Source organism: Capnocytophaga sp. oral taxon 864 (genome assembly GCF_002998835.1).
GTDB lineage: Bacteria > Bacteroidota > Bacteroidia > Flavobacteriales > Flavobacteriaceae > Capnocytophaga > Capnocytophaga ochracea.
Window position 1 is genome coordinate 1926931 of sequence record NZ_CP027232.1, and the last position, 16888, is coordinate 1943818.

At 41.1% G+C, this 16888-nt stretch carries 12 protein-coding genes; 5 read left to right on the plus strand and 7 right to left on the minus strand.

All coding sequences use genetic code 11. From position 1 onward, the window contains the following. Window positions 1–119 precede the first annotated feature (119 nt). The 3 genes from rny to C3V44_RS08575 are packed head-to-tail and all read left to right on the plus strand — an operon-like array spanning window position 120 to window position 3635. Entirely contained in the window at window positions 120–1688 is a 1569-nt protein-coding gene (gene rny, locus C3V44_RS08565) for a ribonuclease Y (protein ID WP_106096176.1), read from the plus strand. A 6-nt stretch (window positions 1689–1694) separates the two neighbouring features. Then, window positions 1695–2225 (plus strand): mechanosensitive ion channel family protein, encoded by a 531-nt coding sequence (locus C3V44_RS08570; RefSeq protein ID WP_106096177.1) that lies wholly within the window; start codon window positions 1695–1697, stop codon window positions 2223–2225. A 39-nt stretch (window positions 2226–2264) separates the two neighbouring features. Then, window positions 2265–3635 carry a DASS family sodium-coupled anion symporter gene (locus C3V44_RS08575; RefSeq protein WP_106096178.1) on the plus strand — a complete coding sequence of 457 codons (1371 nt, stop codon included), beginning with the start codon at window positions 2265–2267 and terminating at the stop codon, window positions 3633–3635. Window positions 3636–3732: 97 nt separating this feature from the next. Here C3V44_RS08575 and C3V44_RS08580 read toward each other — a convergent pair whose 3' ends face one another. Together C3V44_RS08580 and C3V44_RS08585 are read right to left on the minus strand one after the other, a co-directional pair. Beyond that, a complete protein-coding gene (locus C3V44_RS08580; RefSeq protein WP_106096179.1) occupies window positions 3733–5268 on the minus strand; it encodes a RagB/SusD family nutrient uptake outer membrane protein in 1536 nt (511 codons plus the stop codon). 12 nt (window positions 5269–5280) lie between these two features. Continuing rightward, a complete protein-coding gene (locus C3V44_RS08585; RefSeq protein ID WP_106096180.1) occupies window positions 5281–8337 on the minus strand; it encodes a SusC/RagA family TonB-linked outer membrane protein in 3057 nt (1018 codons plus the stop codon). Between the two features lie 195 nt (window positions 8338–8532). Here C3V44_RS08585 and C3V44_RS08590 point away from each other — a divergent pair, with 195 nt between their 5' ends. Both C3V44_RS08590 and C3V44_RS08595 read left to right on the plus strand, forming a co-directional pair. Continuing rightward, window positions 8533–10488 (plus strand): multiheme c-type cytochrome, encoded by a 1956-nt coding sequence (locus C3V44_RS08590; protein ID WP_106096181.1) that lies wholly within the window; start codon window positions 8533–8535, stop codon window positions 10486–10488. A gap of 136 nt (window positions 10489–10624) precedes the next feature. After that, complete coding sequence (locus C3V44_RS08595; RefSeq protein ID WP_106096182.1) at window positions 10625–10984, plus strand: DUF488 domain-containing protein; 360 nt, start codon at window positions 10625–10627, stop codon at window positions 10982–10984. 906 nt (window positions 10985–11890) lie between these two features. Here C3V44_RS08595 and C3V44_RS08605 read toward each other — a convergent pair. The 5 genes from C3V44_RS08605 to C3V44_RS08625 form a co-directional block, all read right to left on the minus strand. Next, window positions 11891–12508: a 4'-phosphopantetheinyl transferase family protein gene (locus C3V44_RS08605; protein WP_009418518.1), complete on the minus strand. Its 618-nt coding sequence runs from the start codon at window positions 12506–12508 to the stop codon at window positions 11891–11893. 341 nt (window positions 12509–12849) lie between these two features. After that, the gene (locus C3V44_RS08610) at window positions 12850–13827 is read right to left on the minus strand and encodes a pyruvate dehydrogenase complex E1 component subunit beta (RefSeq protein ID WP_009418524.1); all 978 of its coding nucleotides are present in this window, start codon (window positions 13825–13827) and stop codon (window positions 12850–12852) included. Window positions 13828–13974: 147 nt separating this feature from the next. Continuing rightward, the gene (locus C3V44_RS08615) at window positions 13975–14778 is read right to left on the minus strand and encodes a class I SAM-dependent methyltransferase (protein WP_106096183.1); all 804 of its coding nucleotides are present in this window, start codon (window positions 14776–14778) and stop codon (window positions 13975–13977) included. A gap of 59 nt (window positions 14779–14837) precedes the next feature. Beyond that, the gene (locus C3V44_RS08620; RefSeq protein ID WP_106096184.1) at window positions 14838–16085 is read right to left on the minus strand and encodes a hypothetical protein; all 1248 of its coding nucleotides are present in this window, start codon (window positions 16083–16085) and stop codon (window positions 14838–14840) included. An 11-nt stretch (window positions 16086–16096) separates the two neighbouring features. After that, entirely contained in the window at window positions 16097–16768 is a 672-nt protein-coding gene (locus C3V44_RS08625; RefSeq protein ID WP_106096185.1) for a DUF6796 family protein, read from the minus strand. Between the last annotated feature and the right edge of the window lie 120 nt (window positions 16769–16888).

Here is a 16888-nt window from a genome sequence, read left to right on the forward strand (position 1 = left end):
AGTTGCCGGATACTTGCCCCACTGAGTATCCCTAAACCTGTTTTTCAGAGTTTTACGTGAAACATATTAATCAATATAGGCATTTTTTATATCAATATTTTATTTTTTAAACAACAAAGATGGATAGTACAGTTATTATAAGTATTGCAGTTTTTATCATTGCCCTTTTCATAGGGTTCGCTATCGCCAAATCGCTGGAAAAGAAGAACGCCTCTAAAATCATTCTCAACGCTAAGAATGAAGCCGACGTTCTTCTGAAAAATGCTAAAGCCGAAGCTGAAAATATCAAAAAAGACAAGATATTCCAAGCAAAAGAGAAGTTCCTTGAACTAAAAGCTGAACACGAAAAAACAATCTCCGCCAAAGATAAAAAAATGGCAGAGGCTGAGAAGCGTATACGCGATAAAGAGTCGCAAGTGTCTAATGAATTGGCACAAAATAAGCGCCTAAAAGATGAGTTGGAAAAGAAAACAGAAGAAGCCGACTTTCGCTTGCAGACCCTCGACAAGAAACAAGAAGAAATAGACCGCCTACACAAAAGTCAGGTACAACAATTAGAGGTTATTTCAGGCTTGTCTGCCGAAGAAGCTAAGAAACTACTCACCGATTCATTGCGCAGTGAAGCCCAAGCCGACGCGATGGCTTATATTCAAAATACCATTGAGGAAGCCAAACTTACTGCTCACCAAGAAGCGCGCAAAATCATCATCAACACCATTCAGCGTATAGGCACTGAGGAAGCAGTAGACAATTGCGTATCGGTATTCAATCTCGAGTCTGACGAGGTGAAAGGTCGTATCATCGGTCGTGAAGGTCGCAACATCCGTGCCCTCGAAGCAGCTACTGGGGTCGAAATCATTGTAGACGATACCCCCGAAGCGATTATCCTCTCTTGCTTCGACTCGGTACGTCGCGAAATCGCACGTCTTTCTTTGCATAAGCTCGTAACCGATGGGCGTATTCACCCTGCACGTATTGAGGAAGTGGTTGAAAAAACTACCAAACAAATAGAAGAAGAAATTGTAGAAATAGGTAAACGCACCGTAATTGACCTCGGTATCCACGGATTGCACCCCGAGTTAGTAAAATGTGTAGGACGTATGAAATACCGTTCGTCATATGGGCAGAACCTCTTGCAACACTCACGCGAAGTAGCCAAGCTCTGCGGAGTAATGGCAGCCGAATTAGGCTTGAACCCTAAACTTGCCAAACGTGCCGGACTCTTGCACGACATTGGTAAAGTACCGCAGATAGAAAGTGAGACTCCTCACGCACTCCTCGGTATGGAATGGGCAGAGAAATACGGCGAAAAACCCGAAGTGTGCAATGCCATCGGGGCACACCACGACGAGATTGAGATGACCTCCTTGCTTTCGCCTATCGTACAAGTATGCGATGCTATTAGTGGGGCTCGTCCAGGAGCACGTCGCCAAGTACTCGATTCGTATATACAACGCCTTAAAGACCTCGAAGATGCTGCTTTCACTTTCCAAGGTGTGAAGAAAGCCTATGCAATCCAAGCAGGTCGTGAGTTACGTGTAATCGTAGAAAGCGAAAAAGTAACCGACGATAAAGCCGCAGAACTATCATTCAACTTATCGCAAAAAATCCAAACCGATATGACCTACCCAGGTCAAGTGAAAGTAACGGTAATACGTGAAACTCGTGCTGTGAATATCGCGAAGTAAAGTTATATGAACTATATACAAGACTACCTATATCAAATTATCGCTACTGCCATTGCATTGGTGGTCTTTATTGCTTTGCGTTACTTGGTGAACTCTATCATCAATAAGTTCGGAAAAAAAGCGGAGTTCGATGAGAGTCGTACTCATTTAGTAAAGAAGTATATAGACTATTTTATTTATGCGTTAGCTATCCTTACCATTGTCTCTATTTGGGGAATAAAAACCGAACAACTCTTCCTTTTTGTTACTTCGATACTTACTGTAATAGGGGTGGCGTTTTTTGCCCAATGGTCGATTTTGAGCAATATTACAGCGGGGATTATCGTGTTTTTCTCTTCTCCGTTTAGAATAGGTGATACGATTAAGATTTTAGATAAAGATTATCCTATCGAGGCTAAAATAATCGATATAAAATCTTTCTATACTCTTTTGAAAACAACAGAAGGCGAACAGATAAGTTTGCCGAATAATCTTTTGCTCCAAAAAGGGATTGTAATTGTTTCGGAAAAGAAATATGCGGTGAAGATAAAACCGTAAATTGCTTACGTGCTTTGCTAATAACAAAAACCCTAATATATGCTGACCAATTACATCAAACGTTCCGTGATTATAGCCATCGCATTGGCGGTAGGCTTTTTGCTCTATGGGTTGCTTCCTTATGAAGAGCCTACTAATAAAGGCTTGGCGCTTCTTGCCTTTGTCGCTATCTTATGGCTTACCGAAGCCATACACATTACCGTTACAGCACTCTTAGTTCCTGTATTGGCAATACTCTTGGGCTTAGAGAGTACCAAAAGTGCCCTACAAGCTTTTGCAAACCCTACAATCTTCCTATTCTTTGGAGGTTTCGCTATTGCTACTGCTCTGAGCGTGCAAAAGCTTGACAAGTACATCGCTCATAAGGTGATTGCTATAGCCAGAGGTAATTTCCTGTTGGCGGTATTCTTCCTCTTTTTGGCTACGGCTTTGCTCTCTATGGGTATCAGTAATACAGCTACTGCTGCAATGATTATCCCTTTGGCAATGGGTTTGCTTAAAAACATCGACTACGAAAGTAATAAAGGTACGTATGCCTTTGTAATACTCGGGGTTGCTTATAGTGCGAGTATAGGAGGTATGGGTACCTTGGTAGGTAGCCCACCGAATGCCATTGTTGCCTCTCAACTGAACATCACATTCTCAGAATGGTTGCGCTATGGTATGCCTACAGTCTTAGGTTTAATGCCTTTGATGATTGGTACGTTGTATGTAGTGTTCCGTCCGAAACTAAACATTAAAATCACCTCTACTGAAGGTATAGTAGATAAGCTCAACGGCAAGCAGTATCTTACCATTCTCATCTTCCTTATCACAGCCCTTTGCTGGATATTTAGCGACCTGATTAACGAAACGTTCACTTCTTTTATAGGCATCGAGAAAATCAAAGACTTTGATGCAGTGGTTGCAATGATTGCTGCCGTGTTCGTATGTTTCTTTGGTGTAGCCGAATGGAAACAAATACAAGAAAACACCGATTGGGGTGTGCTAATGCTCTTCGGAGGCGGACTCTCACTAAGTGTTATCCTTACACAATCGGGGGCGAGTAAGGCATTGGTAGACTCTGTGCAGTTTCTCATCGCTGATAGCAACTATTTTGTAATAGGACTTATGGTAGCAGCCTTCATCATTTTCCTAACTGAATTTACCAGCAATACTGCCAGTGCAGCTCTCTTAGTGCCTATCTTCATCTCCGTAGCCGAAAACTTAGGAGTTAATCCTTTGGGTCTTTCACTTATTATAGGTATAGGAGCCTCTTGTGCCTTTATGTTGCCTGTGGCTACGCCTCCTAATGCCATAGCTTACGGCACGGGCAAAGTAAGTCAGCGCGATATGATAAAAGCAGGTTTTGTATTGAATATTCTTTGTATTATCTTTATATCAGTAGTAGCTTACTACTTTTGGAGATAAATAGTTAATGATAATAAAAAAAGCGGTCTACTAAGACCGCTTTTTTATTTCAAACATATTTTAAATCTCTTTATTGTATTGGCAATTAATCATTGTTTTACCAACCTGGGTTTTGTTGCCAATTGGCTTTGCCTTTCTCATAAAGGATATCACTTGGTGGAAGTGGCCAAACCATTTTATAATTCCCTGCAGGGATATTAAGCTGGTAATACTGGTCAGCAGGGTCTGAAACAATAGCACTGAGGTTCTGAGGAGTACCACGTACTACGCCCAAATTCCAACGCTTGATGTCTGCCATACGGAAGCCCTCGAAAGCAAGTTCGCGGTTGCGTTCGTTTTGAATCTCTGTCCAAAGGTCGGTATAGGTTACACTACCGATACCACGAGCGGTACGCAATCTGTCTAAGTAGGTTTTAGCATTAGTTTGATCACCGTTTTTATACGCAGTTTCAGCAGCTATTAGGTATATTTCGGCAATACGGAACACCTTAGGACGGTGCATATAAGTAGACGAACCATTGGGTGTTTGTTTTAGCAAAGGGTTATCGGGGTATTTATTTACCAAATACAAATCGTTGAAAGTAGCACTACCATAGTTAGCAAAAAGTTTTTTGATATAAATAGACTTACGGTAGTCGTTGTCGTTATACAAATTTACGAAATCTTGAGTAGGTATTGCTTTTGGCAAATACTTTATCTCAAATCTACGCAATCTGTAGTTCCATTCTCTTTGGTATCCTAAATAGACATCGTTAGCTGAAGGCAATTCGGCGGTATTACCTATATCATATTTAGCATAGAGCTGTACGATACTTTCTGCTGTATCATCATCTTTCCATACCTTTTCTAAATCACTACTACTACTCACTAAGCTATAACGACTACCAATAATTGAAGTAGCTGCGGCATAAGCCTCTGCCCACTTGCCTCTATAAAGCAATACACGTGCCTTGAGTGCTGCAACTGCATCTTTGGTAAACTTCTCTGACCCTAAAGCACCTGTTACATCACTAAGGCGAGTTTCGGCTTGTGCTATATCGGCCAAAATAAAGTCGTAAGTCTGTCCTACTGTACTTCTGTTAGGAAAATTGTTGATAGTAGGCCCGCTTAGCAAAGGCAATCCATAAGCTGAAGCCTCGTCGGTAGGGCAATAATGCGTAAGCAGATAGGTGTAGTAATAAGCACGTGCCAAATACAATTCGCCCATATTGTGCTTTATTTGTGCCGCATCGGTGCGGTAATTTTCTTGGGGAATAGTAATAGTAGGAATCCCCTCTAAACCTATATTTATATTTTGTATTGCCCCCCAATAGCGTTGCCAAATAGTTGCTGTAGCTGCATTATTGACAGTAAACAACGTCCAGTTTTGAAAGTTTGTAATCGTTTCGTTAGTACCGTCTCTTAAGGCCATATTCAGGAAATCAGCTTGCAAGTCGGTAGCATACATAGCACTTCCGTATATGTTTGTACGCAACTTACCATACATACCATTCACCCAAGATTGAGCATCTTGTACGGTTTTAAAAGAGTTAGCTTGGCTCAAATCTTCATAAGGTTGTTGGTCGAGGTTGAAACAGCCGGTAAAGAACAGAGGAGCTACTACTAAAGTTATTATTTTATAAATCTTTTTCATTGTTTTACATTTTTAAAAATTAACATCTACCCCTAAGGTAAATTGACGAGAAGGAGGATAGCCACCTGATGAAATAGCATTATTGTACTCAGGGTCTGCACCTTCGTATTTGGTAAGCGTAAAGATATTGCGGGCGGTAGCATATAGGCGTACTCCTTCAAAGAAATTCAATTGTTTGATAACTTCTTTCGGGAGGCTATAGCTAAGGGTAATATTTTTTAAACGCATAAATGAGGCATCTTGTATCATACGCGCATCCGATGAATTTACGAAGGTGGTAGTGTTTATCTTAGGGTGGCGGGTGTTATCACCTGGATTTTTCCAATAGTCTAATATTTTTCTACTTAGGTTGTGATCGCCAAACTGGTCAGGATTTTCGGTGTACTTCATATCGTAGTTCCACTTATATTTTTCCAACGAAAAAGAGAATGCCATATCGAGCGAGAAAGTTTTATAGCTGATATTCCAACCGAATCCACCATTGATAGGAGCTTGCATTTTCTTGCCTGTGGTTTGTCCTAATTTACTAGAGTCGTAAGTAGTTGTTACTCTATTATCATCAGTTACTTGCTCCATACGGTCATCACCTGGTATGTAATACTCCATTTGTCCGGTGGTAGGGTTTACGCCTTTGGGAATAACGGCTGCCCATTCAAGGGCACGACCTAATTTATACCCTATTTCAGAAGAAGGAACCACATTAGAGGTTTTATTGCCAAAAAGAGCAGTTATTTCTTGCTTGTTATAGTTTACGTTGAAGTAAGGACGAATGCTCAAGTCTTGATTTTCACTTCTGTAGACTACTGATGAGAAAGTGAAGTCTATCCCACGGTTGCGCATACCTCCTGCATTGTCAAAGAATTGATTTTGCCCTGAAGTACTATTGAGCTCACGGCTTGAAATCATATCGTAAGTCTCGCGGTCGTAGTACTCGATATTGAAAGAAGTACCTCTATCAATCACAATATTAAGCCCTACAGTAGTTTTGCGTTGCTCTTCCCAACGTAGATCAGGATTACCCAAGCTACCTACTGTATAAGCTGTTTTACCTTGATAGAAATTGTCTGGTTTTATGGTAGTGATATGTTTGTAGCCTCCTAAAGCATTTCCTGAAAGCCCTGTGCTGAAACGCAAATTGAGGTCTGAAAGCCATTTTACATCTTTCAAAAAGTTCTCTTGTTTGAGTTTCCACATCGCTCCTATTGCCCAGAAGTTACCGTAGTGGTTGTTTTTACCAAAAGCTGACGAACCATCGCGACGCATTGATAGGTCTAAGAAGTAACGAGTGTTATAAGAGTATTCCACTCTTCCGAAATAAGAATTGAAAGTACTTACAGTCTTTTGGTCTTCTATTCTTTTATCTTTACTACCGTGTCGGAGCATTGTTAGCCCTTCTGAAGGTTGTCCGAAAGTAGTAGCATCTAATTGTTTACTGCTATTTTCAACCGACTCTTGTCCTAATAACACATTGAAGCTATGTTTTTTGTTTTCTCCTAACAGAAAGCGATATTCTAACGTGTTAGTAATTGTTTTTCTGAGTGTACGACTGTTAGACACTGAAGTGTAAGGATTAGGGTCATCGAAAAACTTATAATCTATAAACGAAGGCAACTCTTTTAGTTCTGATTCGCCATACCCGTATTGTATTCCTCCTTGTGTTTTGAATATGAGGTTTTTAATAGGCTCTATAGAGACGAACCCCGAAGGCAAGAAGTCATCGGAAAAAGAGTTGCTAGGGTGTGTTTCGGCATAGTAGTCGGGGTGGTAGAAACCAGCTGAACGACTGGTGATTCCGGGGATATAGTTTTTGCGTCTACCATCTTCGTAAGTAGGACTGTAAAGTGGCAAAGCTATCACCTTAGGGGTGTTGAGGGTGGAACCTCCTTCGCGCTCGGTATGTCCTGCTGCAAATGAGAAGCCTGTTTTTAACCATTTAGTGATTTGGGTATTGATACTACCATTGACAGTATAACGACGATAATCGCTGCGAGGTGCTGTAGAACCCTCTTGGCTGAAGTGCCCAAACGACAAATAATAAGTACTATTATTAGTACCTCCTGAAATAGAGACATCAGTACGTATCAACGGTACAAAATCTCTGAAGAAAACTTTATCCCAACGCGTATTGTAAGGATTATCGGCTAAGATTTTATCTGCTGACTGTCTCGCTACATCCTTGCTTGAACTGAACTTACCTACAGCCAAGTTTACTGCTTCAGGATTTTTTTCTATCCAAAAGTCCATATACTCGCGTGGGGTCATCATATCGTCAAAAAACTTACGGCTGGCATTGGTAAGCGCTGTAAAACCGAGTTGGTGACTGATGGTTACGCTTGTACGCTCGTTATTACGTCCTTTTTTGGTGGTGATGAGTATCACCCCATTGGCGGCACGAGCCCCGTAGATAGAGGTAGAAGCCGCGTCTTTAAGTACCGTAATACTCTCGATATCGTTAGGGTTGAACCTGCTCATCACACTACTGCTTACGGCTATTCCATCCATTATATAGAGAGGTTCTTGGGTTCTTTCACCTCGTAGTGCGCCTTGGAAGTTGTTATACCCGTGGATAAGGATATCGCTATTGCTACCTGGGCGACCTGAATCGCTGGTTACCACTACCCCTGCTAATCGTCCTTGTAAGGCATCGGATACGCTGGCTACCGGAGCGGCACTCACATCTTTACCTTGCACTTGTGCGACTTGTGCAACGGTACGGCTGGCGAGCTTAGGAGCTCCATAGCCGGTAACCACCATCTCTTCAAGCTCTTGTACATCGTCTTTAAGCACTATGTCTAATCGTTTGGTGGAGGCGGTTATTTTTCTCTCTACTGTCTTCATTCCTAAAATCGAAAAACTCAACGTTTCTCCCACTTTGGTTTGGATAGTATAATTCCCGTCCATATCGGTAGCGGCACCGTGCTGGGTGCCCTTGATTAATACCAATACACCTAATAAAGGCTCACCTTTTTCATCTTTTACAGTACCTGAAACCTCTATGTTCTGTGCTGTAACACTAAAAATTACCAGCAAGAAGAGAGCCCAAGCGTACAACATTCTCAGTTTTGTCATCTATATTTAATTTTGCGCAAAAGTAGTAAAAAGGTTTCAATAATGCAAGAGTTTTTAATATAAGTAATTACATTTGTTAATTTTTAATGTTTTAGGGCTCTTTTATTAGGATTTTTAACCGTCTTATCCGTTGTATATTAAATATTGTTTTTGTACCTTTGCCCCGCTGTAAGAAAACCGCCTAAATGTTTCTTTATGTCGAAAAAACTATTGATAGCTCTTGCTGTTCTATTATGCCTTGCGGGCATTGTCTTTCTATTCTTCAAAACTACTAATCAGGAGACGTATACCTCCGTAGATGATATTAATAAAGAAACTCCTCAGGACTACATAGGTTCGGCTTCCTGCAAGCAGTGTCACCTAAAAGAGTATAATGAATGGACGCTCTCCGACCATTACAAGGCAATGCAAATCGCTAACGATAGCACCGTACTCGGCAATTTCAATAACGCTACCTATACCGCCGATGGCATCACTTCTCGTTTCTTCAAGCGCGATGGCAAATTTTTTATTCATACACAAAGCGAAGATGGCTCTTACAAAGACTATGAGGTATTGTATACCTTTGGTTATTACCCCCTACAACAATATATTACCGATTTTCCTAACGGCAAAAAGCAAGTCTTCCGTCAGTCGTGGGATAGCCGCCAAAACAAGTGGTTTCACCAATACGCAGGTGAGGTAATTCCCCCCGATGATTACCTGCATTGGACGCAAGCAGGACAGAATTGGAACCTGATGTGCGCCTCTTGCCATAGCACCAACCTGCAAAAAAACCTCAACCCTTATACCGACTCCTATCACACTACTTATAGCGAACTCACCGTAAGTTGTGAGTCCTGCCACGGAGGGGCTAAAACGCACGCCGAGAGTAAGGGCAAAACTCGCACGTTTGTCCTTTCCTCGCAAACCCAAGAACTCAATGCCTGTATGCCTTGCCATACGCGTAGGGGAGAGGTAACCCAGCACCACGCTATGGTAACAGAGGTAATGGACGAATATCTGCCCGAAGTGCCCGTAACCGACCTTTATTTTCCCGACGGACAAGTGTTAGGTGAAAACTATAAATATTCGTCTTTCTTGCAAAGCAAAATGTATCACCAAAACGTGCGCTGTACCTCTTGCCATTCGCCTCACACAGGCAAGCTGAAAGCCGAAGGTAGCAAAGTGTGTTTGCAGTGTCACGCGCCTAAGTACGCTTCTCAGGTACACACTTTCCATAAGGGCAACCCAGCCGAAACCGATTGCCGTGTGTGCCATATGCCTACCCGCACTTATATGGGCAACGATGTGCGCCACGACCACAATTTCTACGTCCCTCGCCCCGATTTGTCTGCTCAGTACGGTACACCCAACGCTTGCAATGCTTGTCATACCGATAAAACCGCTGGGTGGGCAGCCGAAGCTGTTACCAAGTGGTACGGCAAACAGCGCAAACCGCATTTCGCCGAAAATCTTATTAAAGGAAGTAAAGGAAATATCACCGCACTCAGTAGTCTGTTAGAAGACAAAACAACCCCCGCCATTGTGCGTGCGGGAGCCATTCACTATCTGGGCAATCACCCTTCTGAAAAGAGCTTTGCGCTTATTAAAAAAGAACTCCACAATCCCGACCCACAAACGCGTTATCGTGCCGTGGTCGCTATTAGCGAATATCCTCTGAATCTCTATGAAAATGATTTGTTGCCCTTACTTACCGATAAGGTGAAGGCGGTGCGTATGCTCGCGGCTAATGCCTTGCTCACCCAAAAAGGATTAGAGGCTTGCAGGGTCTATAACCGATTTGAACAAGCACACCAAGAGTATAAGGAGTTTGTGCTTTCACAGTCCGATTTTCCATTAGGAAGCGCTACGGCAGGCGACTATTTTGTGAAGATAAACGATACCGATAACGCCATTCGTTTCTACGAGCGCGCTCTGCTGAAAGACAAACAGCTGAACTACATTCGCCTAAACCTCGCCGTTCTTTACAGTGGCAAAGCCCAAAACGACAAGGCAGAAAGCTTCTTAAACGAAGCCTTGAAGTACGAACCCAAAAACGCCCAAATCTATTACGATTTGTATTTGCTCTACAACGAACTTGGACGTGAGGCAGAAGCCAAAGCTGCGCTTAGTAAAGCCAAAGCCTTAGGGATTAAGGGCAGGTTTTAATCCTTAAAGCATACCACTTACAATACTCCTACTGCTTACAACCAGCCCTTCTCCGCTTCTTAATCATTAACTATTAAACATTAATCACTAATCATTAAATCCTAATTGGTATATTTTTTGCAATGGTCTTGTTACTATGAAAATACAATTAAAACGCGTATACGAAGCAGAAAGCCCTGAGGACGGCTTTCGTATCTTAGCCGATAGGCTTTGGCCTCGTGGCATTAAAAAAGAAGCACTTCATTTAGATTTTTGGGCGAAAGAGGTAGCTCCCTCCACAGCTTTGCGCAAACGCTATCATCAAGACGGCAAATTCGAAGATTTCAAAGCAGATTATACCCAAGAACTCTTGGAAAACCCCGCTTTTGCATCTTTCTTAGAGATGCTTAAACCTCACAAAGTAATCACCCTCCTCACCGCTTCTAAGCTGATTGAAAAAAGTGCCCTCCCCATACTCAAAGAGGCAATCTCCAAAAATTCCCTAAAAACCTCTTAAAATAACATTAGCCGAGTATGTGACTATCAATAGCCGAGAGTGTGTATAGAAAGATATTTTCCCCACATTATCTCCGTCATTCCCGTCACTACATTCCCCCTCATTGAGGAAGTCCGCGAGAGCGGAGTATGTGTAAGGGGGAGGTTTCTTTCGATTTTCCGTCACACTCCCCCCTATTGCCTACCGCCTAAGACCTCACACTACCATATTTTCTCATTTCCAAATTTCCTAATTCTCTAATTATCCCCTCTCCTTTCCGTCTCCACATTCCCCCTCTCCTTGGGAGAAGTCTCCGAATAGGAGAGTATGTGATCGGGGTGAGGATTCCCTTTTCTTTCGCCTCGAAACCCTCTTTTTACCATTTTTAGCCTTGTTATATAATACTATTAATCAACCACTTATATACCCTTCCTATACCAATCGTCCAAGATTCGTATAAGCTTCCTATAAGCTCTCTATAAGCTAACCCCACCCATCTTACACCCTTTTTTCACCAAAACTTCTCTCAGCTCTCTTCCGTTCTTCTCCGATATCTTCCGAATCTTCCTAATAACCCCAACCTATCGTTTTTGAGGTGCACACTTTGGCAAAGTTAATCGCCTGTCGTGCTACGACTGCCCGTGTGGCTCGCACCTTTGCCAAAGTTGAATAAACTGACAATACCTCCGCTGGTTTACAAGGCGTAGCCTTGATTTTGTTTAAAATTTGTTTAATTTCTGAGGCACAGCCTCATTCCTCTAAACTCAACCTCACACCCCATTTTCTCATTTCCTAATTTTCTCATTTTCTCATTTTTCTAATTTCTGAGAATTACATCCAACTCACATTCATTAACATAAAAAAACAAATGGCAAACTTTGTACAACTACAAAATCTACCATTTGTTCCTGTGTATAACCAAAATGTTTATTTATTGGCTTTGCAATATCCTAAAACAAAATCTTCTATCAAAACAAAAAAGACCTTATACATAGTGTTTCCTATCTTAATATCCGTCTCCTTGTCATTAGGAAAAAAGTCTTTTACCCTCACATCGTTTAAGGTAAGTGTAGGTTTGTTGTGAATTTTAAAACCTACTTCTTTGGCACACCACGTCATTGTAAGTTTCTGAATGATGTTGTGAATCGAGTAATTCGCTGAGCGATAATTCCATTGAGTGAATTTATGTGCAATACGCAATATTTTCTCTCGTTTCTTCTCAATATCCACCCCCACAGGTTTATTACTTATCATCACCACAACTTTATCAAACGAATGACTAATCGAAATAAAATCTTTTCCCTTTAAAAAAGGCTTCCCGTAAGCATTGTAATGCAAAGAATTGGGGGCGTGTCCTAACTGAGTTAGCAATAAACGCGTAGCTAAAAAGTTCTTTTTAGCCCTCTCATTGCTAATAGCATTGTAACTCTCCTTTTGTTCAGGAGTAAGAGGAGTTTCTTCTTCCAACACAGCAAGCTCCTCCCTTACCTCCCAAATGTACAAGGTGGTTTTTTTATCTACTTTTATGGTGCTCTCTAATGGCATATATAATTCCCCTCCTAATTTCGCACAAAGATACTGAAAAATTCTTAATCCTTACAAGTTATATAAACCACCTCTGTATCTTTTTCTTTTCTTTCAGAAATCAATAATATGTTAAAACAACGCCCTTATAATGAGCTTATTTAGCATCATTTTAATAGTTCATAAACAATGAAGACGTTAATTTGTGTTACAAGCATAACTTTTATTCTTTTGCTTTCCTATCAAAAGTTTAACAAAAGATTAACGCTCTTAAACGAAAAAAAGTCTTCACGATGAGGAAAAATCGTGAAGACTAAAAAATAAAATATAACTTTTAAAAAAATAAAAATGATAGCAAATTCTTATTTATAAAGTACTTTTTTTACCGCTTTTACTACGTCGTCAGCATTTGGCAAAAACTCTTTCAAAAGCTCTGAAGAGAATGGTGCTGGCGTATCAGTGGTAGTAATGCGTTGTACAGGCGCATCAAGATAATCGAAGATGTGCTCTTGTACTTGATAAGTAATTTCAGAAGATACACTGGCAAAAGGCCACGCTTCTTCCAAAATCACTAAGCGATTAGTTTTCTTAACCGATGCGAATACCGTGTCAAAGTCAAGCGGACGTACAGTACGCAAGTCGATGATTTCACACTCAATACCTTCTTTGGCTAAAATATCAGCAGCTTTATGCGCTTCTTTAATAATTTTACCGAAAGAAACGATAGTTACATCAGTACCCGCACGCTTGATATCGGCAACGCCTAATGGAATAGTGTATTCTTCTTCTGGCACTTCACCTTTATCGCCGTACATTTGTTCAGATTCCATAAAGATAACAGGGTCGTTATCACGGATAGCCGACTTCAAGAGTCCTTTTGCATCGTAAGGCGTAGAAGGAACTACTACTTTCAATCCAGGGCAGTTAGCATACCAGTTCTCAAAAGCTTGAGAGTGGGTAGCCGCCAACTGACCAGCAGAAGCGGTAGGACCACGAAAAACGATAGGAATATTAAACTGACCTCCTGACATTTGGCGCATTTTAGCCGCGTTGTTAATGATTTGGTCAATCGCTACTAATGAAAAGTTGAAGGTCATAAACTCTACAATAGGACGGTTACCATTCATAGCAGCTCCTACTGAGATACCTGCAAAACCACCTTCAGCGATAGGGGTATCAATAATACGTTTAGGCCCAAATTCATCGAGCATTCCTTTAGAGGCTTTGTAAGCGCCATTGTATTCGGCTACCTCTTCACCCATCAAATAAATAGACTCGTCGCGACGCATTTCTTCACTCATCGCTTCGCAAACGGCTTCTCTAAATTGTATTGTTCTCATTTATATTTATTAAATAAGGTATATAACTAAAATTTCTGTTTTGAAAGCACAAAAGTAATAATAATTATTTAATCTCCTAATTTTTTTACTACTTTTATTTTCTATATATTATTTAAAACGTTATATATCAAATATTTATTATGTTATTTACCTTATCTCTAATCTCACCACTCTCTGGTTAAATCGCCTATAAAAATACGGAATCTTATATAGCATACGGAAGATAAATGGGTAGCGCCCTTGGTCGTACTTACTCATAAAATACTCTTTCGCCACGTGCAACTTAGGGTGCCACTGCTCCATCGCCTCGCTATACTTTTCGCTCCATTGAAATTCAGGGCGCCTGTCTTTATCCATTGCTTTTAGTGTATCGTGGTTCTTAGCGTGTCCTACTAAGGCATAAGCGAGCATATCGAAGAGAATAATAGCCTCAGTAAATGCTTCACAGAGATGTATCATAAAATCTTTTACCTCAAACGGAGGGAAATACATCAGTACCCCCTCAACAATAATGAGTATCGGCTTGCGGTGAGCTTTTACTTTCTCTATCCATTCGGTATCAAAGAGAGACATTTCTAAAAAACTACGTCTTTCGCTCTCCTCAAAAAACTGACGCCGGATAGCAATCACCTCAGGCAAATCGAGGTCATACCAATGGGTAAGTTTCGGACAACCCAAACGCTCATAACGAGCATCGAGACCCGTACCCAATTGTATTATTACTGCATCGGGGTGTTGATCTATAAAAGCACGTGTTTCTTCGTCTATCAGGTGAGCGCGCACACACACGCCTGCTTGGGAGAATTTAGCTTTCTTGAACCGGCTAAAATCATAGTCTATTTTGTTTATAATCTCAGCAGCCTTCTCATCGCGTAACAACGGTTGAGGTTCTTTATTTTCAGTAGCTTTTGCCCATAAAGTAATGAGCATTGTTTCGGGTATTTTGTTCATAGGTGTTAGAGGTTAGAATCAGACCTGTTCAACTCGTTCGACAGGTCTGATTTTGAGAATTAGAACTCGTGAAAGAAAGCGGGATTTCCAGTAGTGCTAAGCACTTGTTCTACAGTTTCAGTAGCAGGGTTGAAACTGAATAAGCCTCTTTTATCAGTACCGAAAGCACCAAATAGCACTCTATCTTTCAGTTTGGTGATGAGAATACTATGTCCGTCTGTAAGCGGAACGCCCCTTATCTGGCTGATAGATTTGTTGTTGAAATTTATGAGTACTGCCATAGCGTTTTTAGCAGTATAGGGGTTTGCGCCACCCAGTTCCACGATACCCACATAAGCTACAGCTTTACCATTGCCTATATACTGGCAGTTATACACGCTAGCAGGCTTGTAAGGCTTGTATTTAGCGCCTGCAATAGGAGTAGTAGAGATATCCCACGATTTGCTACTGTCGAATTCAGTCTTGCCTTTGGGAATACAGAGGAAACCGCATTTAGTATTGTCTTTGGAATATCCAAAATAACCTGCGGTAGCTATATAAAGGTCACCTGCTTCATTGGTAAAGAGCATTCCTTTACATTGTGCCATAGGGCGAGTGGGGAAAGTGAGTTTGGTAGTGGTTTCGGAAACTACTTTCTCTACCACATCAGTTTGAGGGTCGATGATAGCCACATCACACTGTTGGTAGTCGGCGTAAGGTTGCCAACCTGCTCCAGGGTTGATTTGGTTAAGACATAGGTAATACTTGCCATCGCGAATAATACCCATAGCAGGCTCAGGACTACTGTCGCCGTGAGCGTATTGGGCGAGATTGATTTCACCTGTTTTTTGCATTGTCTGTGGGTTGATAATCCACACCACGCCTTGTGTGTACATAGGTACATAGGCTTTCGTAGCACTTACTTTTTCGAGATGACCTACCATTGAGTTAGAAATTCCTGCAAGAGTAGCTCCTTTAGTAAGTTTTTGAGTAGCAGGGTCATAAGTATATTGAGTGATACCACCTACGCCTTTCATAGTGTCGAAAAGGTAGACGTTGTTGCCTTCTACTTGTACCGAAGAACCAAACTCTATTTGTTCAGCTTTAGAGTTATCAACAGCGATACCTCCTGCCATTTTATGGATGATTTGAAGGTAAGAACTACCACTCATCCCATCGGGATTTTTCACCGAAGTTTCTAATAAGAAATTACCGTTGTACTCTACCGTGCTGGGAGGCACAGGAGCTGGTTTGTTGTTGTCGTCTTTTTTGCAAGAGACCAATAGCAATGCTAATGAGCACGCTGTTAAAAATACTTTTGAATACATAAAATTAGTTTTTAGTTATTATTATTAGTTGTTAGACTCGTCTGACCTTTAAAAAGAAGCAACCCTATAAACATCAGGGTATTACCCAAGCTGATAGCCGATACATTCAATCCGTTTTTAATAGCCGAATCTGGCAACAAATAGGCTATAAGATGAATGATGCCAATACCTATAAACATATTGAAAAGGGCTGCTATGCGAGGATAAACAGTCTTTTTCCTTACAAAAGCTATGAACTGTGAGATGTTCATCAGTAGAAAAAAGACGATAAAAATGTAATAGCAAGGCACTAATACATTGTTAGAAAAGGTAGTAGCTATATTGTGAGCTAAGGTTGCATCGGTGGGGTAAAGCTGTTTGTAGATAAGCATCACCACAGCACAATTAAGGTGCACCCCACAAGCTGCCATTACCAGCCACCCCCAGATACCTACTTTGTAAAGCTTTGAGAGCGTTTCACTACCTTCTTTCATCAACTTGTAAATTTGCCAATACCCTATGCTCTGCAGAGGGATACCTATCACACCTAAGAATCCTCCCCACATAATGCGCGATAGGGGTAAGGTAAGTGAGAAGTTCATCAGTGATTTTTCAGGGTTTTCTACCTGAATGTACCCCAATAGCATATCACCGGAAAAAGTAATAAGTGAGGCTATTAAGCCTAAAATAAATCTTTTTTTCATATATAATTGTTTTTCATCTTTTGCTTCACTTTTTATAGCCAGCCAATCAGAATTGGTTTATAAAATTTTCGTCCTACGCTTTAAATTCGCTTTAGATTCGCTTTTAATTTATTGTAGACC

What these genes read in the sequence shown, in the direction of transcription:
- C3V44_RS08615 (WP_106096183.1), bottom strand. Translation starts at nt 14,778, where the DNA reads ATGAACAAAATACCCGAAACAATGCTCATTACTTTATGGGCAAAAGCT.
- C3V44_RS08570 (WP_106096177.1), top strand. Translation starts at nt 1,695, where the DNA reads ATGAACTATATACAAGACTACCTATATCAAATTATCGCTACTGCCATT.
- C3V44_RS08590 (WP_106096181.1), top strand. Translation starts at nt 8,533, where the DNA reads ATGTCGAAAAAACTATTGATAGCTCTTGCTGTTCTATTATGCCTTGCG.
- C3V44_RS08580 (WP_106096179.1), bottom strand. Translation starts at nt 5,268, where the DNA reads ATGAAAAAGATTTATAAAATAATAACTTTAGTAGTAGCTCCTCTGTTC.
- rny (WP_106096176.1), top strand. Translation starts at nt 120, where the DNA reads ATGGATAGTACAGTTATTATAAGTATTGCAGTTTTTATCATTGCCCTT.
- C3V44_RS08605 (WP_009418518.1), bottom strand. Translation starts at nt 12,508, where the DNA reads ATGCCATTAGAGAGCACCATAAAAGTAGATAAAAAAACCACCTTGTAC.
- C3V44_RS08625 (WP_106096185.1), bottom strand. Translation starts at nt 16,768, where the DNA reads ATGAAAAAAAGATTTATTTTAGGCTTAATAGCCTCACTTATTACTTTT.
- C3V44_RS08585 (WP_106096180.1), bottom strand. Translation starts at nt 8,337, where the DNA reads ATGACAAAACTGAGAATGTTGTACGCTTGGGCTCTCTTCTTGCTGGTA.
- C3V44_RS08610 (WP_009418524.1), bottom strand. Translation starts at nt 13,827, where the DNA reads ATGAGAACAATACAATTTAGAGAAGCCGTTTGCGAAGCGATGAGTGAA.
- C3V44_RS08575 (WP_106096178.1), top strand. Translation starts at nt 2,265, where the DNA reads ATGCTGACCAATTACATCAAACGTTCCGTGATTATAGCCATCGCATTG.
- C3V44_RS08620 (WP_106096184.1), bottom strand. Translation starts at nt 16,085, where the DNA reads ATGTATTCAAAAGTATTTTTAACAGCGTGCTCATTAGCATTGCTATTG.
- C3V44_RS08595 (WP_106096182.1), top strand. Translation starts at nt 10,625, where the DNA reads ATGAAAATACAATTAAAACGCGTATACGAAGCAGAAAGCCCTGAGGAC.